24 protein-coding genes, 2 tRNA genes and 1 pseudogene are annotated in these 26148 nt (G+C 50.3%); 19 read left to right on the forward strand and 8 right to left on the reverse strand.

The genetic code is table 11. The features are described from left to right. Nucleotides 1–30 precede the first annotated feature (30 nt). The 6 genes and pseudogenes from AACR41_RS14080 to AACR41_RS14105 all read left to right on the forward strand — a co-directional run bounded on the left by AACR41_RS14080 (nt 31) and on the right by AACR41_RS14105 (nt 6498). A pseudogene (locus tag AACR41_RS14080) lies at nt 31–973 on the forward strand (NAD(+) kinase). A 142-nt stretch (nt 974–1115) separates the two neighbouring features. After that, nucleotides 1116–1841 carry a response regulator transcription factor NblR gene (gene nblR / locus AACR41_RS14085; RefSeq protein ID WP_012305855.1) on the forward strand — a complete coding sequence of 242 codons (726 nt, stop codon included), beginning with the start codon at nt 1116–1118 and terminating at the stop codon, nt 1839–1841. Nucleotides 1842–1897: 56 nt separating this feature from the next. Next, entirely contained in the window at nt 1898–2437 is a 540-nt protein-coding gene (locus AACR41_RS14090) for a DUF192 domain-containing protein (protein ID WP_030006033.1), read from the forward strand. Between the two features lie 43 nt (nt 2438–2480). Continuing rightward, nucleotides 2481–3212, forward strand: coding sequence for a RadC family protein (radC, locus tag AACR41_RS14095; RefSeq protein ID WP_030006034.1), 732 nt, complete (start codon nt 2481–2483; stop codon nt 3210–3212). 404 nt (nt 3213–3616) lie between these two features. Beyond that, nucleotides 3617–5035 carry a decarboxylating NADP(+)-dependent phosphogluconate dehydrogenase gene (gene gnd / locus AACR41_RS14100; protein ID WP_012305858.1) on the forward strand — a complete coding sequence of 473 codons (1419 nt, stop codon included), beginning with the start codon at nt 3617–3619 and terminating at the stop codon, nt 5033–5035. A 146-nt stretch (nt 5036–5181) separates the two neighbouring features. Further along, nucleotides 5182–6498 carry a TldD/PmbA family protein gene (locus AACR41_RS14105; RefSeq protein ID WP_030006035.1) on the forward strand — a complete coding sequence of 439 codons (1317 nt, stop codon included), beginning with the start codon at nt 5182–5184 and terminating at the stop codon, nt 6496–6498. A 27-nt stretch (nt 6499–6525) separates the two neighbouring features. On the opposite strand, the gene AACR41_RS14110 is transcribed toward AACR41_RS14105, so the two are convergent. From AACR41_RS14110 to AACR41_RS14130, 5 genes are all read right to left on the reverse strand, one after another. Then, nucleotides 6526–6607: transfer RNA gene (locus AACR41_RS14110), tRNA-Leu, on the reverse strand. Further along, nucleotides 6586–7461, reverse strand: coding sequence for a M48 family metallopeptidase (locus AACR41_RS14115; RefSeq protein WP_030006036.1), 876 nt, complete (start codon nt 7459–7461; stop codon nt 6586–6588). The genes AACR41_RS14110 and AACR41_RS14115 overlap by 22 nt, the downstream gene beginning before the upstream one ends. A gap of 15 nt (nt 7462–7476) precedes the next feature. Beyond that, complete coding sequence (locus AACR41_RS14120; protein ID WP_012305861.1) at nt 7477–7899, reverse strand: tetratricopeptide repeat protein; 423 nt, start codon at nt 7897–7899, stop codon at nt 7477–7479. A gap of 70 nt (nt 7900–7969) precedes the next feature. Beyond that, the gene (locus tag AACR41_RS14125; protein WP_030006037.1) at nt 7970–8323 is read right to left on the reverse strand and encodes a HesB/IscA family protein; all 354 of its coding nucleotides are present in this window, start codon (nt 8321–8323) and stop codon (nt 7970–7972) included. A gap of 49 nt (nt 8324–8372) precedes the next feature. Beyond that, a complete protein-coding gene (locus AACR41_RS14130; protein ID WP_030006038.1) occupies nt 8373–10301 on the reverse strand; it encodes a cation:proton antiporter in 1929 nt (642 codons plus the stop codon). Nucleotides 10302–10558: 257 nt separating this feature from the next. On the opposite strand from AACR41_RS14130, the gene AACR41_RS14135 reads away from it, so the two are divergent. The 9 genes from AACR41_RS14135 (at nt 10559) to AACR41_RS14175 (ending at nt 17014) form a co-directional block, all read left to right on the forward strand. After that, the gene (locus tag AACR41_RS14135; protein ID WP_012305864.1) at nt 10559–10906 is read left to right on the forward strand and encodes a rubredoxin; all 348 of its coding nucleotides are present in this window, start codon (nt 10559–10561) and stop codon (nt 10904–10906) included. Between the two features lie 65 nt (nt 10907–10971). After that, the gene (locus AACR41_RS14140; RefSeq protein WP_012305865.1) at nt 10972–11994 is read left to right on the forward strand and encodes a photosynthesis system II assembly factor Ycf48; all 1023 of its coding nucleotides are present in this window, start codon (nt 10972–10974) and stop codon (nt 11992–11994) included. Between the two features lie 103 nt (nt 11995–12097). Continuing rightward, complete coding sequence (gene psbE, locus AACR41_RS14145; protein WP_012305866.1) at nt 12098–12343, forward strand: cytochrome b559 subunit alpha; 246 nt, start codon at nt 12098–12100, stop codon at nt 12341–12343. Nucleotides 12344–12389: 46 nt separating this feature from the next. Then, nucleotides 12390–12521 (forward strand): cytochrome b559 subunit beta, encoded by a 132-nt coding sequence (gene psbF, locus AACR41_RS14150; protein ID WP_012305867.1) that lies wholly within the window; start codon nt 12390–12392, stop codon nt 12519–12521. Between the two features lie 9 nt (nt 12522–12530). Continuing rightward, nucleotides 12531–12650, forward strand: a complete 120-nt coding sequence (locus AACR41_RS14155) for a photosystem II reaction center protein L (protein ID WP_012305868.1) — start codon at nt 12531–12533, stop codon at nt 12648–12650. 55 nt (nt 12651–12705) lie between these two features. Then, complete coding sequence (locus AACR41_RS14160) at nt 12706–12825, forward strand: photosystem II reaction center protein J (RefSeq protein ID WP_012305869.1); 120 nt, start codon at nt 12706–12708, stop codon at nt 12823–12825. 130 nt (nt 12826–12955) lie between these two features. Beyond that, nucleotides 12956–14794 (forward strand): alpha/beta hydrolase, encoded by a 1839-nt coding sequence (locus AACR41_RS14165; protein ID WP_045441438.1) that lies wholly within the window; start codon nt 12956–12958, stop codon nt 14792–14794. 37 nt (nt 14795–14831) lie between these two features. Next, nucleotides 14832–16115: a valine--pyruvate transaminase gene (locus AACR41_RS14170; RefSeq protein ID WP_030006040.1), complete on the forward strand. Its 1284-nt coding sequence runs from the start codon at nt 14832–14834 to the stop codon at nt 16113–16115. Beyond that, nucleotides 16112–17014, forward strand: coding sequence for an Rpn family recombination-promoting nuclease/putative transposase (locus tag AACR41_RS14175; protein WP_030006041.1), 903 nt, complete (start codon nt 16112–16114; stop codon nt 17012–17014). Before AACR41_RS14170 ends, AACR41_RS14175 begins: the two co-directional genes overlap by 4 nt. A 39-nt stretch (nt 17015–17053) precedes the next feature. On the opposite strand, the gene uvrC is transcribed toward AACR41_RS14175, so the two are convergent. Together uvrC and AACR41_RS14185 are read right to left on the reverse strand one after the other, a co-directional pair. Further along, nucleotides 17054–18928 carry an excinuclease ABC subunit UvrC gene (gene uvrC, locus AACR41_RS14180; protein ID WP_030006042.1) on the reverse strand — a complete coding sequence of 625 codons (1875 nt, stop codon included), beginning with the start codon at nt 18926–18928 and terminating at the stop codon, nt 17054–17056. A 133-nt stretch (nt 18929–19061) separates the two neighbouring features. Continuing rightward, on the reverse strand, nt 19062–20102 hold the full coding sequence (locus AACR41_RS14185) for a hypothetical protein (protein ID WP_052349584.1): 1041 nt from the start codon (nt 20100–20102) through the stop codon (nt 19062–19064). A 49-nt stretch (nt 20103–20151) separates the two neighbouring features. Between AACR41_RS14185 and AACR41_RS14190 the strand changes: the two genes are divergently transcribed. The 4 genes from AACR41_RS14190 to AACR41_RS14205 all read left to right on the forward strand — a co-directional run bounded on the left by AACR41_RS14190 (nt 20152) and on the right by AACR41_RS14205 (nt 24320). Then, nucleotides 20152–21669 (forward strand): SagB/ThcOx family dehydrogenase, encoded by a 1518-nt coding sequence (locus tag AACR41_RS14190; protein WP_030006043.1) that lies wholly within the window; start codon nt 20152–20154, stop codon nt 21667–21669. 705 nt (nt 21670–22374) lie between these two features. Continuing rightward, nucleotides 22375–23298, forward strand: a complete 924-nt coding sequence (locus AACR41_RS14195) for an ABC transporter ATP-binding protein (protein ID WP_030006044.1) — start codon at nt 22375–22377, stop codon at nt 23296–23298. 73 nt (nt 23299–23371) lie between these two features. Continuing rightward, nucleotides 23372–23444: transfer RNA gene (locus AACR41_RS14200), tRNA-Ala, on the forward strand. A 276-nt stretch (nt 23445–23720) separates the two neighbouring features. Then, entirely contained in the window at nt 23721–24320 is a 600-nt protein-coding gene (locus AACR41_RS14205; protein WP_030006045.1) for a superoxide dismutase, read from the forward strand. Nucleotides 24321–24423: 103 nt separating this feature from the next. Here the strand turns inward: AACR41_RS14205 and AACR41_RS14210 are convergent, their stop codons facing one another. Beyond that, nucleotides 24424–26136, reverse strand: a complete 1713-nt coding sequence (locus tag AACR41_RS14210) for a glycosyltransferase family 39 protein (protein WP_030006046.1) — start codon at nt 26134–26136, stop codon at nt 24424–24426. Between the last annotated feature and the right edge of the window lie 12 nt (nt 26137–26148).

The following is a 26148-nucleotide window of genomic DNA, read 5'->3' on the forward strand; positions in this document are numbered from 1 at the left end:
TATCCTTAAGTTTGTAGGACACTTCTACTTGTGCCCAAAGCCGGCATTATCTATAACGACATCAAACCCATTGCCTGCCAAGTCGCTCAGGAATTAGCCAAAACCTTGAGGAATAAAGGGTGGGAAGTGTTTACGGTCACTGGATTTGGCGGTCTACTTGGCTATGCAGAATGTCCGCCAACCCAGGAAACGGGCCACCAACAGCCCGTGTGTCACACCAAAATTGAGCAATTGGTGCCCCCCAACTTTGATGAAAATATGCAGTTTGCCGTGGTTCTGGGGAGAGATGGCACAGTCTTGTCAGCCGCACGCCAAGTTGCTCCAAAGGGAATCCCGCTGCTAACGGTCAATACGGGACACCTCGGATTTTTAACGGAAATGTATCTCCAGCACCTCGATGAGGCGATCGCCCAGCTTTTAGCCGGAGAATACGAAATCGAAGACCGTTCGATGATCACCGTGCAGCTTTTCCGCGACGGGGAACTCCTTTGGGAAGCCCTCAGTCTCAATGAAATGGTGCTCCACCGGGAACCCCTAGCCGGAATGTGCCACTTTGAAATCCAGATTGGTCGCCATGCCCCCCGTTGATATTGCCGCCGATGGCATCATGATTTCGACGCCCACCGGTTCCACAGCCTATTCCCTCAGTGCGGGTGGCCCCGTCGTTACCCCCGATGTGCCCGTTTTCCAGCTCGCCCCCATTTGTCCCCATTCCCTCGCGTCCCGGGCCCTCGTCTTTTCGGACACAGAACCGGTAAATATTTTTCCGGCAACGTCCCACCGCTTGGTGATGGTCGTCGATGGTAACGGTGGGGCCTATGTCTTGCCGGAGGATCAAGTCCATTTAGAGCGATCGCCTTACAATGCCCGCTTTGTACGCCTCCACCGACCCGAATTTTTCCGAATCCTCCGGGAGAAGCTGGGCTGGGGACTCCCCCATGTGGCAAAACCCACATCCCGCAAAGTTCTTTAGGGAAATGGCATCAGAAGCAAAGATTCATGAAAATTTGTCTTTCCCTAAATTGAGCCTTTCTAGAATCAAAAAGATTACCCCTTGAGCTTTTTTATTTAGCCACATTTATTTTTCTTTGTTCGGAAGATTTCGATAGCTTGATATGCCCCAAAGCCAATATGCCGCCGATGGTTTAGCCTATGTTCTCCTCGTTGGGACGGATCAAGAGTTTACACAACGGGCCACCCTAGATCTTGCCGATCTCGGCTATCAAACCATTACCGTTGAAACGGTAGAACAAGCCCAACAACGCCTCCAACAGTTACCAGCAGGCATGGTAATTGTGGACTATCCCCTCCTGGGACAACGGGGGATCGACTTTTGTCGCAGTCTCCGCAAAGCACAATTTGTGCGGCCCATTTTATTTCTGGTGACCCAGGATCGTGTTGAGGAAAGGGTGATCTGCCTGGAAGCGGGTGCCGATGATTATGTACTGCAACCCTACCAACAGGAACGCTTTTTACGACTCCTCGAAATTTATCTCCAGCCCCAAACAGGCCAACGGGAGCAACTTTTTTTTGGGGATTTAATCTTAGATCTCAATACCCGTCAAGTGTGGCGATCGCCAGGCCAAAGTAGCGACTCTCCCCGTCCCATCGAACTAACGGTCAAAGAATTTGAACTGTTGAAATATTTGATGTCCCATCCCCAACAGGTCTTAACGCGGGAGCAAATCCTGGAAAATGTCTGGGGGAATGAATTTCAAGGGGAATCTAACGTGATTGAAGTCTATATTCGTTATTTACGCCTTAAAATTGAAGCAAAAGGCCAGAAACGCCTAATTCAAACTGTGCGGGGAGTCGGTTATGTCCTCAAAAAAGATCCCTAGGTTTTAAAATGCCTGGCAACTGCCTCCCTTCGATCTCCACCATTTAACGAAGCACCATGTCTTTTACTTCCCGTCTTTGTCTGGCTCTCTGTGGCACCGTCTTGGTTGGGTGTGTCCCATTTCCGGTTGATGATTCTGGCCTCAGTACGCCTCCCAGTGAGACCCCGGTGAGCCAATCCGCCCCCAGACCCCAGGGGCAAATGCTCCCGATTACGGCAACAGCCAAGATCGTCGGATCGGAGCAACGGTTTGGGTTAGAGGTGGCAGAAACCGCAGAACAACAGCGCTTAGGGTTGATGTACCGGGAGTTTTTACCGGACAATCGAGGGATGTTATTTGAGTTTGAACCCGCCCGCCCAGTCAGTTTTTGGATGAAAAATTGCTTGATTAATCTGGATATGATTTTCCTGCGGGAAGGTGTGGTGCAGACGATCGCCCATGATGTCCCCCCCTGTGAAAGTGATCCTTGTCCCACCTATGGGCCACCAGCGACCGTCAATATTGACCAAGTGATTGAAATTCGGGGCGGTTTAGCGAAGGAAATTAATCTGCAAGCCGGCGATCGCATCGAGGTCACTAAGACCACAAATAATTAAATCCCCATCGTGAAGTTGTGTGCATTGATCTGTTGAGAATTGGATGAACTACAGCCCCCGGATCCAAGATATTCCCGCTAGCGAACGGCCACGCGAGCGCCTGGTGGCAGTGGGGGCCAAATATTTATCCAATGCCGAATTAATTGCCATCTTGATCAGCACTGGCGATCGCCATCGCAACCTCTCCGCCGTCGGCCTTGCCCAATTTATTTTGCAAACCTGCAGCCAGGGTAAGCGGGATCCCTTTGATGTGTTGCGCCACACGACCCCCCAGGAACTGACCAGCATCCCTGGAGTGGGCCTTGCCAAAGCTGCCCAGATCCTCGCCGGGATCGAACTCGGCAAACGAATTTTCCAGGCGAAACCCAGCGAAAAAATCATCGTTGATAGTCCCGAAGCAGCGGCGATCGCCCTCAGCAACGATCTCATGTGGCAAGACCAAGAACGCTTTGCCGTCCTCTGCCTCGATGTGAAAAATACCCTGATCGCCACGAGGGTTGTCACCATTGGTTTGGCCACCGAAACCCTAGCCCACCCCAGGGAAATTTTCCGCGAAGTCATCAAACATGGAGCTACTCGTTTGATCATCGCCCACAATCATCCTTCCGGTAATGTCGATCCCAGCCCCGAAGATTTACAACTCACCGAACGCTTACTACAATCCGCCCAAATTCTCGGCATTCCCCTCCTTGATCACCTGATCCTTGGCCGTGATAACTTCGGCAGCCTACGCCAAAAAACAGCCCTCTGGGACTCTTACCCTCAACCAGAATAAGAAATATTTTTCGATAAATTTTTCCAATAAAAATTGTTTCAACTCAAAACAATAATGTATAGAATCTGTCGACTTTATAGGTCTTTTGGTGACATTTATTTCCGTATTTTCTTCCATTGATCTTGGTCACAACGATAAACTGAAAATTGGAAAAATATGGCCTAAAGCCTTGATAAACCGAGATAATCACTGTTTTAAAAAAGGCAAAACCACCATAGTGAAGTCTTAAATCAACCTTAAACCGTCACGAACTCACAATAATTTGAAGAACTTTTCACAGATCCTTGATCGATATTTAAGAAACACGACAAATAATGACCGAATTCTGAGCAAGATCAGACCCACACGCTAACGTAAAAGAAAAGAAGACCTCACACGCTTAGAAAAACAACTCAACACTCAATATGACTAAACGAACCTTTGGCGTCATCGGCCTCGCGGTAATGGGCGAAAACCTAGCCCTCAACGTTGAACGTAATGGCTTCCCGATTGCCGTGTACAACCGCACCGCCAGCAAAACAGAAGAATTTATGGCGACCCGCGCCGTCGGCAAGGACATCAAAGCCGCCTATAGCCTCGAAGAATTTGTCCAACTCCTCGAACGTCCCCGCAAAATTTTGGTGATGGTTAAAGCCGGGGCTCCCGTTGACTATGTAATCAATGACCTCAAACCGCTTCTAGAAGAAGGCGACATGATCATCGATGGCGGTAATTCCCTCTATGAAGACACTGAACGTCGCACCAAGGATCTTGAAGCCACGGGCTTAGGTTTTGTCGGCATGGGAGTCAGTGGTGGCGAAGAAGGTGCCCTCAACGGCCCCAGTCTGATGCCCGGTGGGACAGAAGCCGCTTACAGGGAGCTCGAACCGATCCTGACAAAAGTTGCCGCCCAGGTAAACGATGGCCCTTGCGTTACCTTTATTGGGCCAGGTGGTGCGGGTCACTACGTCAAAATGGTGCACAATGGCATTGAGTACGGTGATATGCAGCTGATCGCCGAAGCCTACGATCTCTTAGCAAACGCCGCAAAGCTAAACCATACGGAACTCCATGAGGTCTTTACGGAATGGAATCAAACCGATGAGCTCAATTCTTTCTTAATTGAGATTACCGCTGATATTTTCAAAAAAATTGACCCCGAAACCAATCAGCCTCTGGTAGAACTGATCCTCGACAGTGCAGGACAAAAGGGTACCGGACGCTGGACAGTGGTGAGTTCCCTGGAGTTGGGCGTGCCAATTCCGACGATCTATGCTGCCGTGAATGCAAGGGTGATGTCAGCCTATAAAGATGAACGGAAAGCCGCATCCTTGGAGTTACCCTCACCGGAGCGCGTTTATCGGGGTGATATTAAAACCTTTATTAACCAAGTACGGGATGCGTTGTATTGCTCGAAGATGTGTTCCTATGCCCAAGGAATGGCCCTGCTGGGTAAAGCTTCGGCGGAGTATGGCTACAACCTAGACCTCGGTGAAACGGCGCGGATCTGGAAGGGGGGCTGTATCATTCGGGCAGGCTTCCTCGACAAGATTAAGGCGGCCTATGTGGAAAATCCAAATCTGCCGAATTTGTTACTGGCGCCGGAATTTAAACAGTCAATTATCGATCGCCAAACTGCGTGGCGGACAGTTATTTTGGCGGCAAATGAATTGGGGATTGCAGTACCAGCTTTTAGCGCCTCGTTAGATTATTTTGATAGCTATCGTCGGGCGCGTTTACCCCAAAATCTGACCCAAGCCCAGCGGGATTACTTTGGGGCCCACACCTACGAACGAACCGATAAATCCCGGGGTGAGTTTTTCCATACGGCCTGGGCAGAGTAAGTCCTGTATTGGGCCAACAGATTCAATGAGCGGCTATTCATTCAAATGATATAGATATTTTCCGCAAAACATTCTCCCTTCTATCGACTGCGGTGGAAGGGTTTTTGTTGTTTTAATAGAAAAAGTTTCAATGGATAGCACTCGACATGGTAGCGACGGCATCACAATTAATTTCCCAAGCTCAGGCCTTTGACTGGATTGAAAAAATTATTCGGGCGGCAGCATCGGACGGGGTAACGGTGGCGATCGCCGAACGGGAATCTACCCTAGGCCGATTTGGGGAGAACCAAATTCGACAAAATTTGCAGAAAAATCAGTTTGAAATAACAATTACAAGTTCTTTCGGCTCCCGTAGTGCCAGTGTCACCACCGTTGAACAAGACTGGGAGCAGATCCAGGTGGCGTTACAGCGGAGTGAAGATTTAGCGAGGCTGGCCCCAGAGGATCCTGAATGGGTACCGCTTTTAGCGAAACAAGTGTACGCAGCGCGGACGGCAAAATTTGATGCCGCAACGTTGCAGCGATCGCCTTTACAGCGGGGAGAATTAATTCAGCAGGTATGCCAGTGGAGCGAGGCAGCCGGGGTAAACGGGTCAGGAATTTTAAGTACCAGTGCTAAGGTGTATGCCCTGGGGAATTCGGTGGGCTTACGGGCAGGTGATCGCCAAACCCAGGCAGAATTTAGCTACACGGCCAAAATTGGCAATGGCTCCAGTTGGCAGAGTCGCACAGCCTGGGGGATTGATGAGTTGCCCATCGAGCAAATGGTACTGACCACCATGGAGCGGGCAAAGCGATCACAAAATCCCCGTCGGGTTGAACCCGGTACTTACCCAGTGGTTCTGGGAGCCGGAGCAGTTGCCAATCTGATCCCCCGCTTAGTTTGGTATATGTCGGCACGGGCTGCCGCCGAGGGACGTAGTTATTTTGCCAAACATCCCCTCGGTGAACAGCTTTTTAGTCCATTGGTGAATCTATACCGTGATCCGACCCATCCCCTGTTACAAACCGGAGCCTTTGATAGTCAGGGTTTGCCCTGTAATCTATTGGCGATCGCCACTGAAGGGATTCCGAGAACCCTGAGCTATGACCGTTACTGGGCGCAGCAAACCGGCCAGGAACCCACTGGGAGCCTTTTTCCCCTGGTGATGACGGGCAGTGACCAGACTGTCGCTGATTTAATTTCCCAGACAGAACGGGGAATTTTTATCAATCGTGCTTGGTATGTGCAGGCGGTGAATCCCCAAACCCTCGAATTTACAGGTATGACCCGCGACGGCACTTTTTGGATCGAAAACGGGAAACTTGCTTACCCGATCTGTAATCTACGTTTTAATCAATCTTTGCCCGATTTACTCCGGGATGTGGAGGCGATCGCCACCCCAGAACGCCACGGCAGCACCGTGGTTCCGGCCCTCAAGGTGAAAAGCTTTCACTTTAGCAGTGTTACCGACAGTATTTAGATTAAATACTTCAAAACTATTTTTAGATGGGCAGAGGGGGACTTGAACCCCCATGACCGAAGTCGCCACATTTTGAGTGTGGTGCGTCTACCAATTTCGCCATCCGCCCTTGGATGAACCTTCGTGATTATAAACTGAATCTCTGTTTTGAAGCAAGAGGGAATATTCCTGGGAACTCGCCCACCGCCAGATTTCCTGGGCGCGCACCACCGGCAGGGGATGGGTGAGTTGGGTGGTTTGAGTTTCCTGCAACAGTTGACCCAACTGATTTTGACTCAAATGTTCGTAGGTTTTGGCCTGTTCCATGAACGCATCCAGGTTCAACAACGGGGCCAAACTCGGCGAGCCTCCCGCTAATTTCATCAGCACCGACATCATAATTTTCGGATCCTGACTCACCAAAAAAGCGGCGCGATCGCAACTCAGTTCCGCACAACGTAACCAGGCCAACATCTGATTTTGCAGAGACTGGGAAAGCAGGCTTCCCCACACCGGGAGGGCATTGGTGGCCAGCATCAGCAGATTTGCCAGGGTTAGATAGACGCCATGTTCGCACTTGAGGTGCCCCAGTTCGTGGGCCATAACCGCCTGGAGTTCTGCTTCTGTGAGGATTTCGACCAGGGCCGTGTGGATCACCATAAAGGGTTTTTGGCCCCGCATGGCAAAGGTATAGGCATTGGGCACAGGATTTTGTTGGATGTAGAGATCCGGCGGCGTCAGATCCAGTACCTGGGCGGCTTCCTGGAGGAGGTGATGGAGGTGGGGCAGTTGGCGATCGCCCACCAAAATGCTCGACGCGAGATTATTGAACTGAAAAATCTGCTCTGCCGTTGACCCCAAAAAAGAGCGTACCAACAGATCCAAACCAGGGAGGCGGCGGAGGGCGGCAGTGGCTTCTTGATCTAGGGGATGGCGAAACTGATCTGCGGTTAGGCCGGTAAAATAATGCTTCACGCCAATAATCACCTCTACTGTTGTTTACTCAGACAGCCAGTTTTTCACCTTGGCCAACTCTTTCCAATCTGGTCTCCGCGTGAGGCCATCGTCAATATTTTCAAAAATATCTTGGCGCACCTCTTCACTGAAATCCATCACCTTTTGCACCAGTTCGATGTGCTTGCGTACCCCTTTACCCCCAGTACCAAGGAGCGCGAGGGCAAGATTTACATGGGCTTGGGGATTGCGGTGGTCAATTTTGACACTGCGTTGGGCGGCAGGGAGGGCGAGGTCTGCTTTCCCCCGGAGTAAATGTAACCAAGCCACACAGCTCCAGGCGGCGGCATTTTTCGGATCGAGCCGACAGATTTCGATAAATTCTGGCAGCAGGGCATCCGGGGACTCGCCGGCATCGTAACGCTTAAAACCAGCTTCAAACCGTTGTTCGATGGTTAATTCGGTCATAGTTGTCATTCGGGCTCATAAAAAACAGGCACCTTGCCGACCGCATGAGGGGCAAAGACGCGATTTTCTATTAAACCCCAAAAGATTTCCCACAACCACAGGTTTGGTTGGCATTGGGGTTGGTGAACTGGAACCCACCGCCAATCATTGCATTGCTGTAATCCAGGACGAGGCCATAGAGATAAAGCATGCTTTTGCGATCGCAGATGATCTTAAAACCGCCTTCGTAGTCAAATACTTCATCATGTTCGCTGACATTGTCGGGGCGATCAAAGTCCATCATGTAGGACATTCCCGAACATCCCCCCTGGCGCACACCCACCCGTAACCAGAGATCTTGGCCCTGTTGTTCGCGGAGCATCAGGACGTGCTTGAGGGCGGTTTCAGTGAGTTGGATGCCGGGGGCAGTAGTTGTTTGTGTCATGGCTGCTCGATGATTTCCACACAATCTATGGGCTGAACATGACCCTATTTTAACTGTTCTCTGGAAGCTCAGGCAGGGCAGTCGGGGCGATCGCCTGGGGAGAGCGGGGTAATTTTTCCACTTCCGGTAATGTTTCCAGGAGAAGACGCGGCGCTTGCATTCCCCCCGAAAGTCGTTTTAGAAGCTGGGGCCGGGGGTCATAGAGGAGGTAAATAAGTTCGTCTTCGGCCTTGAGATCCTCTAGCGATCGCACGATCATGAGGCTGGCTTGGCGACGGATGAGCAGGGGCAAAAATTTACCGGCATCAATGAGGGTTTGGAAGGGTAAAGTCTGGTTTTTATCCCTGGGGCCAATGGTTGTTTTTCCCAATTTGACCTGTTGGTCGAGGATATATTGATTCCAAACTTTGACAGAAAAGCCGCCCCCAAAGACCTGACTGATTTTGCCCTTGTTGGCGATCGCATTGTCCGGATCCCCCTGTTCAAAAAACGCCGCTACCCTCGGCGGATGAAACTCTTCCATGATCCGCTGGGCCAACACTAAATTGACCTCTCCGTTGGTGGTAAGGGCGACAAAGGCTCCCATGGAGCTAATGCCAATTTCCTCTAGCACATCTCCATCTAGGGCGCTGCTTTGGTACACTTCCAACTGCTCCGTGCGGGCCGCTTCACAGGCTTTGGGGTCTGTATCGATGATCACCACCGACTCCCCCTGCTGCTGAAACAGCTGGGCCAACAGGCGACTGAGGGGACTAGAACCAACGATCACCGCTCCCCGCGCCTCAATGGAGGTAATTTTTAACTGCCGCGCAATCCATTTGGCCGACAAGCCTTGGATAAATACCGTCATCAAAATTGTCAAAAAAACCAAGGCCTTAATGGAAGCCCCACCATTAAACCCTTTTTCCGTCAAAATAATCGCAAATAGAGAGGCGACCGAGGCCGAGACGATGCCCCGTGGTGCAACCCAAGCAACAAAAAATTTCTGCTTCCAATCTAGATCGCTATTGGCTGTACAAAGGGCAACGCTAATGGGGCGTACCACAAACATCAGCACCGCCACTGTAAAGAAACTCCCCCAACCCAAAGCAAAAATACTGGCAATGGACAAATCCGCCGCCAACAAAATAAACAAAACAGACACACAAAGAACCGTGAGCTGACTCTTAAACCGCCGTAGTAGCCGCTCTTCTGGGATGGAAAAGGCCCGGAGGACAATCCCTGCCACCACCGCTGTCATTAAGCCCGATTCTCCTCGCACCGACTGGGCAAAACCAAAGAGGCCCCAGATTCCCGCCAGCACCAACAAATTTTTTAAATCTTCAGACAGGAAGTTCGCTAGGCGCAAAAATTGACCCATGAGCCAGCCACCAGCGGCCCCAATAACTGCCCCGATCCCCAAACGGAGAGCCAAACCACTGGCCACTTCTCCCAGGCCCGCATCCACGTTCAAAATCGTATCGAGCACCACCACCGCCAGGATGGCCCCCACTGGGTCGATCAGTACGCCTTCTCCCTCCAGGAGGGTTGCCACCTTACGGTCAACGGCCACTTGTTTCAGGAGCGGCCCCACCACCGTCGGCCCTGTCACCACCACCAAAGAGGCATACAAAAAGGCGATCGCCCAGGGAAACTCAGCGAGATAATGGGCCGCAAGACCTCCCCCCACCAAAGTGATTAAAGTACCGATGGTGACGAGGTTACGGAGGCTCCCGGAAACTTCATTTAATTCTTTGAGTTTGAGATTTAACCCTCCCTCAAACAGGATGACGGCCACCGCTAGGGCGACCAAGACCTCCAGGCCGACGCCAAATTCACTCGGATGCAAGATCCCAAAGCCATCTCCCCCCAGGGCAATGCCAAAAATCAGGAGGAGCACAATGCTCGGAATCTTTAAAAACTCACCACACACCTGGGCACTAATGCCCGCAAAGACGGTGATGATAATTTGCAACGTAAGATCAAAAGAATCTGTCATGCGGACGTTCTAGCTTGCCCCGGAGGGATCTGCAGCAATGCCATAAAATTAATCAAAGTATAGCTTCTCCCCTAATTTGTCCCTAGGGCGATCGCCTTTCCCCGTGGTGACTGCTCCGGATCTATCGCCGCAAACGAAAAAGCTGACTTTGCACTTTATACCGCTGGCCAGATTCATAAATTAAAGAAAGTTTACGGATTATGTCATAATTTTTCATAATTACTTCCTTGGTTTGCTAGTCAAATACCCTCTGAACGATGAGCGATCGCCCCATAGAAAAAACCCTCGCCGAAAAGGCTCCCGCCAGTTACGAATGCCCCAGCTGCGGTTACATTTACACCCCTGCAAAGGGAGAAAGCCGTACCAACACGCCACCGGGCACCGCCTTTGAAGATCTGCCCCTCATTTGGAACTGTCCTGTTTGTAGCGTTGATCGCGCCCAATTTCGCAATATTGGTGCAGCGGATGCCCCCTCAGGTTTTGAAGAAAATCTGAAATATGGTTTTGGCGTGAATAATCTCAGCTCCAACCAAAAAAACCTACTCATTTTTGGGGCCATGGGCTTGGCAATCCTTTTCTTCCTGAGCCTTTATGGTCTGGACTAAAGACCCCCATAGCAAAGCCTTGTCTTAATTCCAAATTTTTACTTTTATTGCTTTTATATTGCGCTATGACTTCAGTTTTAGGTCTATTAAAACCCTTAAAAAAAGCCATTGCGGCGATCGCCGTTTTGGTATTGTGCATCGGCTGTGTCCAGGCACCGACCATTAGCGAAAATCCCTGGCAAGAAATCGACTTAAATACCGATTCGACCTTTGCCAACATTGCTTTTACTGACGACCTCCAACATGGCTGGCTTGTCGGTACCAAAGAAACCCTCTTTGAAACTACCGATGGCGGCAAAACCTGGGCCGAGCGAGTTATTGATCTTGGTGACGAAAAAGAAAGTTTTACCGGTGTTAGCTTCTCTGGCCAAGAAGGCTGGATTACCGGACGGCCTTCGATCCTGCTCCACACCGACGATGGTGGTGAGCACTGGAGTCGCATCGCCCTCAGCAGTCAATTACCCGGTGCCCCCTACAACATCACCGCCCTAGGGCCAAACACCGCCGAAATGGTCACCGACCTTGGGGCCATTTACAAAACCACCGACGGTGGCAAAAACTGGAAAGCCCTTGTCGAAGGTGCCGTTGGCGTTGCCCGCACCATTGAACGCTCTGCTGATGGTAAGTATGTGGCCGTTTCTGCCCGGGGTAATTTTTATTCCACTTGGTCGCCTGGGGACACAGAATGGACGCCCCATAACCGGAATTCTTCCCGTCGCCTCCAGAGCATGGGCTTTAATGGCGAAGATAAGCTCTGGTTGTTAGCCCGTGGGGGAGTTGTGCAATTTAGCGACGATACAAATCCAGACAATGCAGAAGCCTGGAGCGAACCGGTGACACCGCAGTATCGCAACAGTGTTGGTTTGTTGCACATTGGCTATCGTACCCCCGCAGAACTATGGGCCGTCGGTGGTAGTGGCAGTGTTGTTGTGAGTAAAGATGGTGGCGACACTTGGTTCCGGGACGCTGCCCTAGAAGAGATCCCGACAAACTTTTACCGGGTCGTTTTCTTAAATGAGAATAAAGGCTTCATCCTTGGGCAACAGGGGGTGATTTTACGGTACGATACATCCACGGAAGCGGCCTAAGGGCAACCCATTCTATTGTGGGAGTGTCTGTTAATTCCGTATGATATAGGCTAATTTGTTTAATAAGTTTTTTTTCATTAACAATTGAGAGGAGAATAGTCGCATGGCAGGTTCTACCGGAGAACGCCCGTTTTCTGACATTGTGACCAGTATTCGCTACTGGGTTATTCACAGCATCACCATTCCGATGTTATTTATTGCTGGCTGGCTCTTTGTGAGCACTGGCTTGGCTTACGATACTTTCGGGACACCCCGTCCTGACCAATACTTTACTGAAACTCGTCAAGAGATTCCCATTGTGACTGATCGTTACAAAGCGATTGATCAGATCAATGAGTTTAACAATTAAGTAACGCGCGTTTTTCTTTGCTGTATTCACTAAAAGGTTTTGTATTATGACAAGCGGTCCTAACCAACCTGTTTCTTATCCGATTTTTACCGTCCGTTGGTTGGCGGTGCACACCCTGGCTGTACCCTCGGTTTTCTTCCTAGGGGCGATCGCCGCTATGCAGTTTATTCAACGTTAGGAGCTTCCGATGGAAAGAAATCAAAATCCCAACAGACAGCCTGTGGAACTAAACCGGACTTCTTTGTATCTGGGTTTACTCCTGATTGCTGTGCTCGGTATTCTATTTTCCAGCTACTTCTTTAACTAAGCTGGCAGCCCTTTAATTTCAGCCCTTTAATTTATTTTTTTCGGAGGTTGTTCTCATGTCTGAAGGCGGAAAAATCCCACTTTGGATCGTTGCAGTTGTCGCTGGTATGGGCGTCATTGCGGTTGTCGGTATCTTTTTCTACGGTGCATATGCAGGGGTAGGCTCTGCGGTTTAGATGCACCATTTGCTCTAATTAATTGTTGAGACACCACCTACTCTAATCGAGGGGTGGTTTTGTTTTGGGAACTTCTAAGATGAAGGCAGGTCTGGGCAAGGCTGGGGATAGTCATTAAATTTGGATAGATATGCAAAAGCAGTTGCGAAATCTGAAGGTATGGGGCATTGCTGGCCTCCTGTGTTTGGGCTGGGGAACCAGTGAAAAGGCGATCGCCGCTGAAACCCTCCGGCTAAAATTAGGGCCACTTCAACAAACTTTACAATTGCGGGATTTAGAAATCTTTGCGGAAACGGGTCAAGTTCCCCAAAGCCTCCGACCCTACGGGATGTTTTTGGATGGTAATTTGCAGAAATTTCTCCAGCGACGCTTAGAAATTGAACCAGAGATGGCGGATCAGTTTTTTGATCAGTTGTGGCGATCGCCCACCGGAAAACAAATCCTGGCGCAAATTCAAACGGCTCTACCGGGAACTTCTGTCCAGGATCTCCAGGCGACGGTAAATCTGGTGTTGGGTCAGGGGGTCGAAATTAGTGCTCTGAATTTGTTGCAGGCTTACCCCAAGCAGGAGCTGACCATTGATCTCACGGCGGTGGCCAGCCTCTTGTTGCAACTCAATTTACCGAATATTCAGAATCAATTGCTTGCCCCCAGGGTAACTGACGCCCTCGAAAGTACGGAACCGCAGATTTTCCAACGCGCAAACCTGAACCCCACGGCCCCCGGCTCCCAAACGGTGCGGCGTCAAAGCTTAATTCTGCAAGATGAAAGGCGCGATCGCACGATTCCCATTGATATTTTTGATAGTCCTCAATCCCAGTCTCAGTTGGTGGTTTTGTCCCATGGATTTGCGGCAAATCGTCATTTTCTCGATTATTTGGCGGTGCATCTGGCTTCCCATGGTTATACTGTCGTCACCCTCGATCATCCGGGCAGTAATATTCAGTCACTGTTCAATCCGGGCTTAAATCTCGATACTTTGCTCCCGGCGACGGAATTTGTCGATCGGCCCAAGGATATTCAATTTGTGCTGGATCAACTGGAGCGCCTCAACCAGGATCAAACCCTCACAACCCGCTTTGCGACGGACAATGTGACGGTGATTGGTCATTCTTTCGGGGGCTATACAGCCTTGGCGATCGCCGGAGGAGTTGTCGATCCTATTGCTATCCGCGCCCACTGCCAGCGGGCAACCCCCTTAACCAGAGCACCAGGGGACTGGCTCCAATGTGCGGCGGCAAAACTGCCCTATGACCAGTTGAATTTGCGGGATGAGCGGGTCAAGCAGGCGATCGCCCTTAATCCCCTCAGCGATCAAATTTTTGGGGAGCAGGGTTTAGAAAAAATCAAAATTCCGACCTTGATTGTTGCCAGCACAAAAGACACTGTAACCCCAAGCTTGGCTCACCAGTTGAAACCATTCCAGCAGTTAGGCGGTGAAAAGTATCTCGTCGTCGCCGACGGCGCAACCCACATGAGCGTCACCGATGTCAGCAATCGCGACAGTGCCTTAGCCCAAAGTACCCTGGTGCCAGAGGTAATGGGCAACGCAGCGGAACCAGTCCGACAAATGGTGCGGGGGGTAAGCTTGAGCTTTTTGGCACGCCACCAAACTAGGGGGCAAAACTACCAACAGTTTCTCACGGGAGCCTATGTGCAATCCCTATCCCAGGGGGCGATCAAGCTGCGCCTCACGGAAACGATTTCTCCAGAATTAGAACGATTTCTCAGTCGCTTACCCCAGGCACCCAGTTCTACCGCAGCAACGACCCCGACCCAACAAGCTGCTTTTTTGAACATGGGGCGATCGCCAAACCCAAGCCCAAACCGCACCTATCCCCAAGGCGTTCTCACGGAAAGTCTCAAGCCATTAATGACGAACTTGGAAGCCGAAACCTTTCTCGCAATGAAGCCAGATAATTTTGATGTCTTGTATCAAAAACCCGGAAGAATTTCGGAGAAACGGTAAGATGAAAAAGTTCAATTTTCAGGCCACTTAAATAACAATGTCTCAGGCACCTCTGTTATCGAAATTTGGGACGCAAATGTCGCGTTTAACCGGCGTGCGGGCGATCATGAAAGACATCATCGATACCCTAAAAGCAGGGGCAGGCCAAGATTTTATTAACCTCAGTGCGGGCAATCCGGTGATTATCCCGGAAGTGGAACGGCTCTGGCGCGATTGCACCAATGATCTCCTCAATAGTCCGGAATATGGGGAAGTGGTTTGTCGCTATGGATCGTCCCAGGGTTATGAACCCCTGATTGAGGCGATCGCCACCGATTTTAACCAACGCTATGGCCTGAACTTAACGGGCGAAAATATTCTCATCACCCCCGGTTCCCAGTCCCTCTATTTCCTCGCGGCCAATGCCTTTGGTGGATATGATAATGTCGGCCAACTGAAATCGATCATTCTTCCCCTCAGCCCCGACTACACTGGCTATGGGGGCGTGAGTTTATACCCAGAGGCCATCCGCGCTTTTAAACCAAGCCTCGACATTGACCAGGCGAACCACCGCTTTAAATATCGCCCCGATTTTAGTCAGCTTAATATTGATGAAAATACCGGCTGTGTAATTTTCTCGCGCCCCTGTAATCCCACGGGAAATGTCCTCAGCGACGAAGAAGCCGAAAAGATTGCTGATCTGGCTGCCGTCCATGATGTGCCAGTATTTATTGATTCGGCCTATGCCCCTCCTTTCCCAGCCCTGAATTTCACGGAGATGAAACCCCTCTTTGGCGGTAACGTGATCCACTGCCTGAGCCTCTCTAAAGCGGGCTTGCCGGGAGAACGGGTAGGGATTGCCATTGGGGAACCGCGTTTTATCGGGGTTTTACAGGCTTTTCTCACCAATGCTTGCATTCATTCGTCGCGCTATGGTCAGGCGATCGCCGCCCGGGCGATTCAATCGGGAGCTTTGGCCAATATTGCTGAAACGGTGATCCGGCCCTATTACCAAAACAAAATCCAAATCCTGGAAGCGGCCTTAGATCGCACCATGCCCAAGGACGTGCCCTGGTACCTCCACCGGGGCGAAGGGGCGATTTTTGCTTGGTTGTGGTTTGATGAGTTGCCGATAACCGACTGGGAACTGTACCAAGAACTAAAAGCAGTGGGCGTGATTGCTGTGCCCGGCAGTCCCTTTTTTCCAGGCTTGCGCGAAGATTGGCCCCACAAACAACAATGTCTCCGCATTAGCTTGACAGCTACCGATAGTGAAATTGAAACCGCAATGGCCCGCCTCAGCGATGTGGTTAAGAACGTCTATCGTTCCTCGGTGAAATGAGCTACGACAACATTCTCAAGTTTTTATTGGAAACAGATCCCCATCCTTTTGTTCATTGGCTTCTGGGGGAATCAGCCCTTGAGAGTGTGAGCTTTCTTAATACGGAATTGAACCTTGAACCAATTCGGGCGGATGGGGTGTTTTTCTTGGAGGCTGCTGGCAAAATTCTCCATCTTGAATTTCAAACGGTGGCTACTTCTAACCCACCAATGCCCCTGCGGATGTTGGACTATTGGGTGAGGCTTTATCGGCGTTATCGCCTTGAGATTGAGCAAATCGTTATTTTTCTCAAGCCCACTACGATGCCCGAAGTGTTTCAGGATTATTTTCAACAACAACAGACCACTCATCGCTACCGGGTGATTCGGCTCTGGGAGCTAGAACCACAGCTCTTTTTTGAGTTGCCGAGTTTGTTGCCTTTGGCGGTTCTTGCAAAAACCCAGGCTCCCGAACAACTGTTGCAGCAAGTCAGTCAGCAATTGGATAGGATTGAAGACAGGACAGAACAATTAAATCTCAAGGCTGCAACGCAAATTTTAGCTGGGATTAAGTTTACAGATGCGATGATCGAGCAATTTTTCCAGGAGGAACTTATGCAGGAATCGGTGATCTATCAAAAAATTTTCAATCGGGGTATCGCCCAAGGGGTAGAGCAAGGCTTACAACAGGGACTTCAACAAGGTTTACAACAGGGATTACAGCAGGGGATTGAGGAGGGAGAATTCACATTACTCACAAAACTCTTATCCCGCCGTCTTGGTTTGTTAGATGCTGCTGTACTCAAACGTTTGCGCCAGTTGTCTCGGTTGCAGTTGGAGGCTCTGGGGGAAGCGTTATTGGATATGCAGTCCCGTGCTGATTTAGATCAATGGTTAGCGACCTATGGCAACGAAACCTAAGCAGTTAGCTTCCTGGAAAAACCTCGAAATTTTTGCCCTTTAATCACTCGCGTGAAAATAGCGGAAAACTTCCTCAGCAAGACGCGGCCCAATCCCTTTGACCTCAGCGATTTGTTCGGGTTTCGCTTCCCGGAGATAGTCGAGGGAGTGGAAATGGGCGAGGAGTTGTTTTTTGCGGTGGTGGCCTAAACCAGGGATGTCATCCAATTGCGATCGCCTGCTGGATTTGAGACGCTGTTGGCGATGGAAACTGACAGCAAAACGGTGGGCTTCATCCCGCACCCGGCGGAGAAGTTGAATGCCAGGCTGTTCCTTTTCACTTTTAAGGGGATTGGATTCGTAGGGCAGATAGACCTGCTCTTGTTTTTTGGCGAGGCTAATTACGTTTAATTTATCAGCGAGGTTCAGTTCCTCCAAAACTCCCATGACTGCGGATAATTGGCCTTTGCCGCCGTCAATCATGATCAAATCGGGGCAGTCTTTGTCCAAGCCTTTTTTAAAGCGCCGCCGCATAATTTCCGCCATGCTGGCAAAGTCATCGGAACGGCCAATGTGAATCTCAGGATTTTTAATTTTGTAGTGGCGATAGTCCTGTTTCGCAGGAATGCCGTCGATAAAAACCACTTGGGAGGCCACCGCATTCGACCCCTGAATGTGGGAAATGTCATAGCCTTCGATGCGTTTGGGCAGCTCTGGTAAATCTAAGAGACTCGCTAAATCTTCGAGAGCCGCTAAATTCTTGGTGACGGTGCGTTGGGTGCGGCTTAGTTCGTATTGGGCGTTGCGTTCTACCATCGCGATCAAATCCGCCTTCAGTTGCCGTTGGGGTTGGAGAATTTGCACTTTACTGCCCCGGCGATCGCCTAAAAATTGCCCTAACCATTCCTGATCCCGGAGGGGATACTGCACCAAAATTTCCGTTGGAATTTCTACCCCATCCACATTGGCATAGTGGGCTTCCAAAACGTGCTGGAGGATTTTGCCATATTCCACCGTTAAATCTGGCCCCAAATTCTCCGGCAGGGGCGTAAAAAAGCCTAATCTTCCCACCAGTCGTCCCGCCCGCACTTGAAAAAGTTGAATCGCACAGTGACGTTCATCGGCAGCCAAGGCGATCGCATCCCGGGACACCCGATCATCCGGTAAGCTCACCTTTTGATCGGCATTGAGCGCACCAATTGCCTTGATTTGGTCGCGGATTTGGGCCGCCTTCTCAAACTGCAAATTTTCGGCGGCTTGGGCCATCTGGGTCGTTAAAGTTTCAATTAGTTCACCACTGCGCCCCTGGAAGACCATCGCCACCTTTTGTACCGTCTGCCGATATTCCTGGGGAGAAACCAGCTGCTGACAAACCCCCGGACAGCGACCAATGTCATAGTTCAAACAGGGTCGATGTTTAAACAGCGGTTGTCGCCGTTGCCGCAACGGAAAAATCCGTTTCATTAAGCCCAGAGTATGCCGCAGTAACCTTGTGTCCACATAGGGACCATAGTAGCGATCACCCTTGTTCCCTAGATGGCGTTTGCGGGTAATAAAAAAACGCGGATAATCCTCCGACCAGGTGATACATACATAGGGATATTTCTTGTCATCCTTGAGCAGCACGTTGTAATAGGGCTGGTGCTGCTTAATCAGGTTTGCTTCGAGGGCGAGGGCTTCCGCTTCCGTATCCGTGACAATGAATTCAATGTCCGCCACCTGCTGCACCATCATTTCGATGCGGGGCGAATGCAAACGGGCATCACGAAAATAAGACCGCACCCGATTCCGCAGGGTTTTGGATTTGCCAATGTAGAGAATATCTCCCTGACGACTGTGCATAAAATAAACCCCAGGCTCCGTTGGAATTTCCCGGAGACGTTGTTGCAATCGCTCAGGATCTTGCAATAAAGGCACTGAATTCAAGGTAGCCATGGCCAAGACAAGACATTGTTGAAGGGAGTTTAGAAATTGTAAGCAATTTTCCATCAAGACAGCCCCGACACAAAAAAACGAGGCCTCCCTGGGAAGGTCTCGCCGTTAATTGTTTCCCAGTGAAATGGGCCGTTTACAGACTCGTGTTGGAGTTGATGGTTACGGTGCCATCGGGGGTAACAGTCACAACGCTTTCAATGGTGTAGTCAACGGAGCCGGGTCTACGCCCCTCGAAGGTGAACGTGTAGCTCCCATCGGCATTTAGTACATAGGGAGACTCATTGGGATTGCCGTGCATTGTCGGTTCAGCCCGGTAGTTATTCAAACCGCCATTTTCTTGTTCTGCAGCTTGGCGGGCGAGGTTCTTCGCCTGATTGAGATCAACAATAGTCGCGCCGGAATCTACGCTACTGTCACTGGTACGCACGTCGCCATTGTAAAGAATCTGGGTACTCCCATCCGTCAGCACCTTGACCTCTGTTTCGTAGGTGTAATCAAGGGATTCGGGACGACGGCCTTGGAAGGTAAAGGTATAGCTGCCGTCACCGTTGCTAACGTAGGGAGATTGCTCTGCTAGACCATGCATGGAGGGTTCAGCGCGATATTGACTCAAACCACCATTCTCCCGTTCAGCAGCTTGGCGGGCGAGGTTCTTCGCCTGGTTGAGGTCGAGGCTCGCCGCAGTGATATTGGTGCTGTTGAAATTATCAGAGCGAATTGGCCCGTTGTAATCAATGGTTGCGGTGCCATCGTCAGTGACTGTTACGACGGTTTCGTAGACATAATCCGTGGATGCCGGTTGCCGTCCCCGAAAGGTGAAAGTATAGCTGCCGTCGCCATTGTCCACATAGGGGGACGCCAAGGGATCACCATGCATGGAAGGTTCGGCCCGATATTGACTCAGGCCACCATTGGCATCCTCTGCGGCTTGGCGGGCGAGATTTTTGGCTTGGTTCAGGCCAAAGGCAAGGGTAAGATTTCCTTGGGCCAGGAGGGTCTGGGCTTGGTTGGGGGAGGGAGCAAGCAGGATGCCACCACTACTGAACAAACCAAGTAGCAGCATCGATCGTAAAGCAGTGATTTTCATAGTCAATAACCGAAAACTCCAAAGGGCGATCGCCTTGCCTTTCATGCTACCTAAAGAAGCGATCGCCGGGAAAAAAGTTTCCGTCAAGGGGGAAGCAAGGGGGATAATGGAAGAGTTTTCTTGCTTTCGGGAAAAAATGAGCCGATCTTTACCCCTCTCAGCCCATTATCACCAACGCACCAAATACGATCCCCAAACTCTCTCCAAGCGGGGCAAATCCCTAGACTGGTCCCAGCAGCCGAGTCCCTTCAAAGGCTACAAAATTGGCACCAGTTACGATCTCAAGCCCTATTTAGAACTTGACCGCAATGAGCCCCAGTGGGAAAACCTATCCTATTTACTATTGTTGAGCTATGGACTGACCGCTAAAATTCCAACCTTTGGGAGAGATTTTGTTTACCTGAGAACCGCTCCTTCAGCGGGAGGTCTGTATCCGGCAGAACTATATCTCATCTCCCGGGGTACTGAATTGCTCCCGGCGGGCCTTTATCACTACCAGCTTCAAACCCATACCTTGCTGCGCTTTTGGGATAACCATTGTTGGGTCAATCTCCAAGAAGCTTGCTTTCGCCATCCCGCCCTCGAAAAGACCCAATTAGCGCTGGTAACGACAGCAATTTTTTATCGCTCGGCTTGGCGCTATGAAGCCCGGGCTTACCGTCGCATTTTTCTAGATACGGGCCATTTGCTAGGCAATGTGAACTTGGCGGCCACAGCCCATGGATTTCGCCCCCATCTCATCGGTGGGTTTAGCGATCGCCTGATGAATCAACTCCTCTATCTTGATGGCGAAACAGAAGCCGTGACCAGCATTATGGCCCTCAATCCACAACCCCAAGCGACCAGTCACGGTAAAACCGCCCTACCTTCCCCGGTGGCCTTCAATTACCCTGATTTGGCAGAGGACGAGCTACTCAAAGCCCTCCATGAAGCTTCGATGATTCAGGCCAAGGCTTCGGTGCCCCCCCACCAACCGAATCTGTTGGAAGATAAATATAATTTTCCATTTTGCTTAAAGGTTTCCCTCGCAAATACTGATGCCGAAAATCGTTATCGTCAGCGCATTGACTGGGGCGAAGACCAGGAGGATTTAGAAGAAACCCTGTTAAAACGGCGCTCGACCCGGGCCTACACCGGGGAAGACCTCACCCTCGAAGAATTGCAACTGATACTCCACTTTACCTATCATCCTGAGGACTATGGAGAACAGGGTCTACTAGGCGATCCGGACTATTTTGACTTGAGTTTGATCGAGACCTTTGTGGCGGTTTCTGGGGTCGAGGGTTTAGAGGCAGGTTGCTATTACTATGCGCCTAAGGCCCAGGCACTGCGGCAAATACGCTTTAAAAATTTTCGCGAAGAGTTGCATTACCTTTGTTTAGGTCAAGATTTAGGTCGAGATGCGGCGGCCTTGGTCTTTCACACGGCAGATTTAGGGGCAGCAGTCAGTCGCTATGGCGATCGCGCCTATCGATACTTACACATGGATGCAGGCCAATTGGGACAACGTTTAAACCTTGCCGCAATCCAGCTAGACTTGGGGGTCAGTGGCATTGGAGGCTTCTTTGATGATCAAGTTAATGAGGTGCTCGGCATTCCCGATGATGAGGCGGTGCTCTATGTCACAACCCTCGGTGTACCAGAGCAAGGGTGACATACTCCCGACTCTGATGCTTACGCATACAGAGCGGGCTTCTCAAGATCGCTCTCGATCAATTTCCTGCTTCATCCGTCCTCCCTAGAATGTTGCCATTCTCCGTTATGGATACGTCCACAGGCAGTTTAGAGTCTCCTGATGCCCCACGGAGACTATGTACAAGGAACCAAAGTTCTGTACAACGCAACCAAATTGGTTTTACGCATCAGTGGCTTCAGACAGTATTGTCATTCTTCCTGATGCAACGCCCTACCAATTATCAAGGTTCAATACCGTTCCTAGAGTTTGCGCTGTTCACCACGCTACTAAGACGTGTTTGTTTGAGTCAATCTAGTCAGTGGTTAGCTGATACAGTCATTGTAGTACAAGGAGACTGCAACAATAGCAAGAAATAAAGTTTTTCGAGTTCGATTGACTCAGCAAGAATTGGACAAATTAGAGCGAAATCCAGAAGAACGGGGGAGTTCTAGCGCTGAACTGATTCGAGACCATATCAAAAGGCTACCGAATCTGGCTGCTTCGAGGGCATCGAACCCCACTCAGCAACCTTGAGGAGTCCATGTTGTTACTGAGCAGCTCGAGTGAGCGAGCCTCGCCGAACTCTTGCCGAAGTATTCCGGCGCTCATCGAAGCGATAGAGCGCGGGACTTATAGCCCCTCAAATTCCCCAACGGTTAAGATTGGGAAAAAAGGCGATCGCCTATGTTGAAAATTAACAACCTCACAAAAGCCTATGGCCAACGCCCGGTGCTCCAGGGCCTCGATTTGTGGATCGACACCGGGGAAATTTATGGCCTCCTGGGGCCGAACGGAGCCGGGAAAACCACAACCATTAATATCCTGTGTAATTTACTCCAGGCTGACGGTGGTGCCATTGAAATCGCCGCTTCTCCCCTTTCTGAAGCCACGAAAAAGATTATCGGTGTCGCCCCCCAAGAAAATTTGCTCTACAAAACCCTGACCTGTGCAGAAAATCTCCGGTTTTATGGTCGCATCTATGGGCTGTCGAAACAGGATTGTCAGGCGCAGATCGGCGCTTGTCTAGAGGCTGTAGGACTTGGCGATCGCCACGGTGCCCCCGTAGAAACCCTCAGTGGGGGAATGCAACGGCGGATGAACATTGCCATTGCCCTGATGCACCGACCCCAATTGCTGATTTTAGATGAGCCGACCACGGGCCTAGATATCGAAACCCGCTATGAAATTTGGCAACTGATCCAGCGGCTCCGGGATGAAGGCATGACGATTTTGCTGACAACCCATCTTTTAGACGAAGCCCAGCGACTCTGCCAGCGCATTGGCATTCTGAAAGGGGGACAAATTATCGCCGAGGGGACGCTTCCGGAACTACGCCAACGGATTCCCGCCAAGGAAGTTGTCCTGCTGCAAACGACGGACAGAGAAGGGGCGATCGCCAAAGGCACCGCCGCCGGCTTTACCCAACGGGACTATGGTGGCGATCTCGCCTTTTGGCTACCAGAAGCCCTAGAACTTTCAGACATTCTCGATATTTTTCAGGGCATTCCCATCGATTCCATTGCCCGCCAAGGCATTCAGCTCGAACATATCTATGTCGAAATCACCCAAAACCATCAGCAAACCGTCCCCGAAGCCCAAATGAGCTAGGGCGAGCCAAAACTTTTTCCCCCAAAGCTTGACAAGCCTAAAATAGTTAGGGCAATATATTATCCGTGCCTAAGGGGGTATAGCTCAGTTGGTAGAGCGCTTGCATGGCATGCAAGAAGTCACCGGTTCGAGTCCGGTTATCTCCATCGAAAAAACTATCTTCAGAAAATCCAAGACCTCTGGTGCCCAATCGCCCAGGGGTCTTTTGTCGTGGTGCATTGTGCCCAACTGTCGCAGTAAAAAATCAGGTTTTGGCGATCGCCCCACAGCGGATCAGGGTGCGGATGTCTCTACCCAGGGTCGGTAAATGTTCATGCTAAGATCTCAATCAGTACGTTCTACGAACAACTCTCACTTCAGAATCTTCCTGAGATAGGAAATCTCTGAAGCATCCTGCAAACTCCAACGAGGAAAACACCACCATGGGATACGAACTACCTGCATTACCCTACGATTACACTGCCCTCGAACCCCACATCTCGAAGAGCACCTTAGAATTTCACCACGATAAGCACCATGCGAGCTATGTCTCCAAGTACAACGATGCCGTAGCTGGCACCGACATGGATAGCAAAAGTATCGAAGACGTAATCAAAGCCGTAGCTGCAGATCCCGCCAAAGCAGGTTTGTTTAATAATGCTGCCCAAGCGTGGAACCACAGCTTCTACTGGAACTGCATGAAGCCCGGTGGCGGTGGTCAACCCACTGGTGCCCTCGCCGACAAAATCAACGCCGACTTCGGTAGTTTCGATAAATTCGTTGAGGCTTTCAAAACCGCTGGTGGCACCCAGTTTGGTAGTGGTTGGGCTTGGCTCGTCCTCGACAATGGCACCCTCAAGGTCACTAAAACCGGCAACGCTGGCAACCCCATGACCGAAGGCCAAACTCCCCTCCTCACCATGGACGTTTGGGAACACGCCTACTACCTCGACTACCAAAACCGTCGCCCCGATTACATCAACACCTTCCTCACCAGTCTTGTGAACTGGGATTTTGTGGCGGCTAACCTAGCGGCAGCCTAACGTCTTGTTTGAATCCTAAGATTCATTTGGTTTTTCAAAATATCTAACTTAACTGACAAGGGACTTACCACGGGTAGGTCTCTTTTTTTTGGTGATGGGGAAATTAATTAGAAGAAGGATCGCAAAAATACAAACGATAGCGATATCCAGTCACTTTTTGCCCTGCTTCTGGTTGCAACGGACAGATGGATTCTGGGGGCGCAAAATGCGTATTAAACATCAAGATCTGGGTTGGTGTCGTGAGCTGAGTCGCAGTTTCAGCAAGGACTTTGGCGGCTGTATCCTGTTTGAAAAAGTTATCGAGAATTAAAAACCGGGGTTGCAGGCTGGGATCGAGGTGATGCAAAGCCCAGGCAAGGCCCATCTGGGTGCGGGTTACGGCAATTTCGTAGTAATGGGTCGCAAAAATTTGAGGGTCATTCCAGTCTAAATTTTGTTGGAGGATTTGGGCGATCGCCTGATTATTTTCGGGTTTCCGGTAAGCAAGATCGACATTGACACACAAACTACTTAAACCCATTAAACCCACAATCATTAGGGCACTGAGACGACAATTTTGGGGCCAGAATAACTTAGAACAGGCAATATTTTGCCCCATCTGCGCCAGGAAAAATCCCAATAGAATCGTTAACGCTGGGAAATAAATGAAATGGTAGCGGGGAGCTAGGGTAATATCCAATTTCAGAACATAGGTAATGCCAAGAATTGTGACCAGATTCGCAATAATAATGCCTGTAAAAATTTTGACTTCTAAATGTGCCCAGCCTTGTTGGAATGCCGCCGTCAGATTAGGAATAAACCAGAGCAAAATCAGCAAAAGGGCGATCGCCGCGGCCACCACTAACCAAGTTTGATCTGCTTCGATGGGTAGCATAAAAATCATCCCCAAGGCCCACCCCAAGGAACGGAGCGGTGGCAGCAGATTTTCCAACCCCCAACCGTAGTCTTGATTGAGCCAGGAAATCAGTTCGTCATTATTTTGGCTTTGCCAGTGGTTGAGCAGCAGAAAAACGACAATTGCCGAGGCGATCGCCCCACAAAAAATCCGTTGCCAATAGCCTGGGAAAAAGATTTTTGCAAGAGATTTTTGGGGCCAATTTTTTCTTAAATCCTGACCATAACAAAAGAGTAAAACGAGTCCTTCCGCAAAGAGCGATAGCACCATGAAATAATGACTGGCTACCCCTAAAGTATTTACAATTAGCCAGCCTAATAACACTTGAAACGGAATTTTTTGTGATCGTTGTTGAGCTTGAATGATTTTCGCAACGCATCCATAGGACAGGGTCATCCAAATCATGGCCAGGGTATAGTGACGGGCCTCCTGGGAAAGATAAACGGCGTAGGGGGACAGGGCCATGGCGATCGCCCCACCGTGGGCCGCCCATTTATTTTTAAAAACCCAAGCACTCACCCCGAACACCACCAGAATGAGTAAAACCCCAAAAAAAGCAGCCGGCGATCGCCCCACAAAAATACTGATTAATTCCCCATCTGTACTCCACAAATCGAGCCAGAGGTGGGTCAGCCAGTAGTACAAAGGCGGATGGTTACTCTCACTGAGGAGCATCTCGCTGACTGTCGCAAGATTCGTACCAGTTTCATAGCGGAGTGGTGCCAGGAGAAGATCCGCAGAAATTAACTGGTCTAAGGCGATCTCCCGGAAACCATGGCCCAAGCTAAAGACTAAAGTGGCCCACTCATCTCCCCACACAGACTTAAGGGTGAGGTTCCAGAAGCGCAATAACGTTCCTAACCCCACCCAAATGCCGAGTAGATAAAAATCTTTCTGAGAAAATATTCGGGAGCTTGCCATGGTGCCTTTCGC

The sequence above is a fragment of the Picosynechococcus sp. NKBG042902 genome (genome assembly GCF_963864045.1).
Lineage (GTDB): Bacteria > Cyanobacteriota > Cyanobacteriia > Cyanobacteriales > MRBY01 > MRBY01.

Bases quoted from the DNA above. Each gene is read 5' to 3' on its own strand.
- nblR (WP_012305855.1), top strand. From the start codon at position 1,116: ATGCCCCAAAGCCAATATGCCGCCGATGGTTTAGCCTATGTTCTCCTC.
- AACR41_RS14090 (WP_030006033.1), top strand. From the start codon at position 1,898: ATGTCTTTTACTTCCCGTCTTTGTCTGGCTCTCTGTGGCACCGTCTTG.
- radC (WP_030006034.1), top strand. From the start codon at position 2,481: ATGAACTACAGCCCCCGGATCCAAGATATTCCCGCTAGCGAACGGCCA.
- gnd (WP_012305858.1), top strand. From the start codon at position 3,617: ATGACTAAACGAACCTTTGGCGTCATCGGCCTCGCGGTAATGGGCGAA.
- AACR41_RS14105 (WP_030006035.1), top strand. From the start codon at position 5,182: ATGGTAGCGACGGCATCACAATTAATTTCCCAAGCTCAGGCCTTTGAC.
- AACR41_RS14120 (WP_012305861.1), bottom strand. From the start codon at position 7,899: ATGACCGAATTAACCATCGAACAACGGTTTGAAGCTGGTTTTAAGCGT.
- AACR41_RS14125 (WP_030006037.1), bottom strand. From the start codon at position 8,323: ATGACACAAACAACTACTGCCCCCGGCATCCAACTCACTGAAACCGCC.
- AACR41_RS14130 (WP_030006038.1), bottom strand. From the start codon at position 10,301: ATGACAGATTCTTTTGATCTTACGTTGCAAATTATCATCACCGTCTTT.
- AACR41_RS14135 (WP_012305864.1), top strand. From the start codon at position 10,559: ATGAGCGATCGCCCCATAGAAAAAACCCTCGCCGAAAAGGCTCCCGCC.
- AACR41_RS14140 (WP_012305865.1), top strand. From the start codon at position 10,972: ATGACTTCAGTTTTAGGTCTATTAAAACCCTTAAAAAAAGCCATTGCG.
- psbE (WP_012305866.1), top strand. From the start codon at position 12,098: ATGGCAGGTTCTACCGGAGAACGCCCGTTTTCTGACATTGTGACCAGT.
- psbF (WP_012305867.1), top strand. From the start codon at position 12,390: ATGACAAGCGGTCCTAACCAACCTGTTTCTTATCCGATTTTTACCGTC.
- AACR41_RS14155 (WP_012305868.1), top strand. From the start codon at position 12,531: ATGGAAAGAAATCAAAATCCCAACAGACAGCCTGTGGAACTAAACCGG.
- AACR41_RS14160 (WP_012305869.1), top strand. From the start codon at position 12,706: ATGTCTGAAGGCGGAAAAATCCCACTTTGGATCGTTGCAGTTGTCGCT.
- AACR41_RS14165 (WP_045441438.1), top strand. From the start codon at position 12,956: ATGCAAAAGCAGTTGCGAAATCTGAAGGTATGGGGCATTGCTGGCCTC.
- AACR41_RS14170 (WP_030006040.1), top strand. From the start codon at position 14,832: ATGTCTCAGGCACCTCTGTTATCGAAATTTGGGACGCAAATGTCGCGT.
- AACR41_RS14175 (WP_030006041.1), top strand. From the start codon at position 16,112: ATGAGCTACGACAACATTCTCAAGTTTTTATTGGAAACAGATCCCCAT.
- uvrC (WP_030006042.1), bottom strand. From the start codon at position 18,928: ATGGCTACCTTGAATTCAGTGCCTTTATTGCAAGATCCTGAGCGATTG.
- AACR41_RS14190 (WP_030006043.1), top strand. From the start codon at position 20,152: ATGAGCCGATCTTTACCCCTCTCAGCCCATTATCACCAACGCACCAAA.
- AACR41_RS14195 (WP_030006044.1), top strand. From the start codon at position 22,375: ATGTTGAAAATTAACAACCTCACAAAAGCCTATGGCCAACGCCCGGTG.
- AACR41_RS14205 (WP_030006045.1), top strand. From the start codon at position 23,721: ATGGGATACGAACTACCTGCATTACCCTACGATTACACTGCCCTCGAA.
- AACR41_RS14210 (WP_030006046.1), bottom strand. From the start codon at position 26,136: ATGGCAAGCTCCCGAATATTTTCTCAGAAAGATTTTTATCTACTCGGC.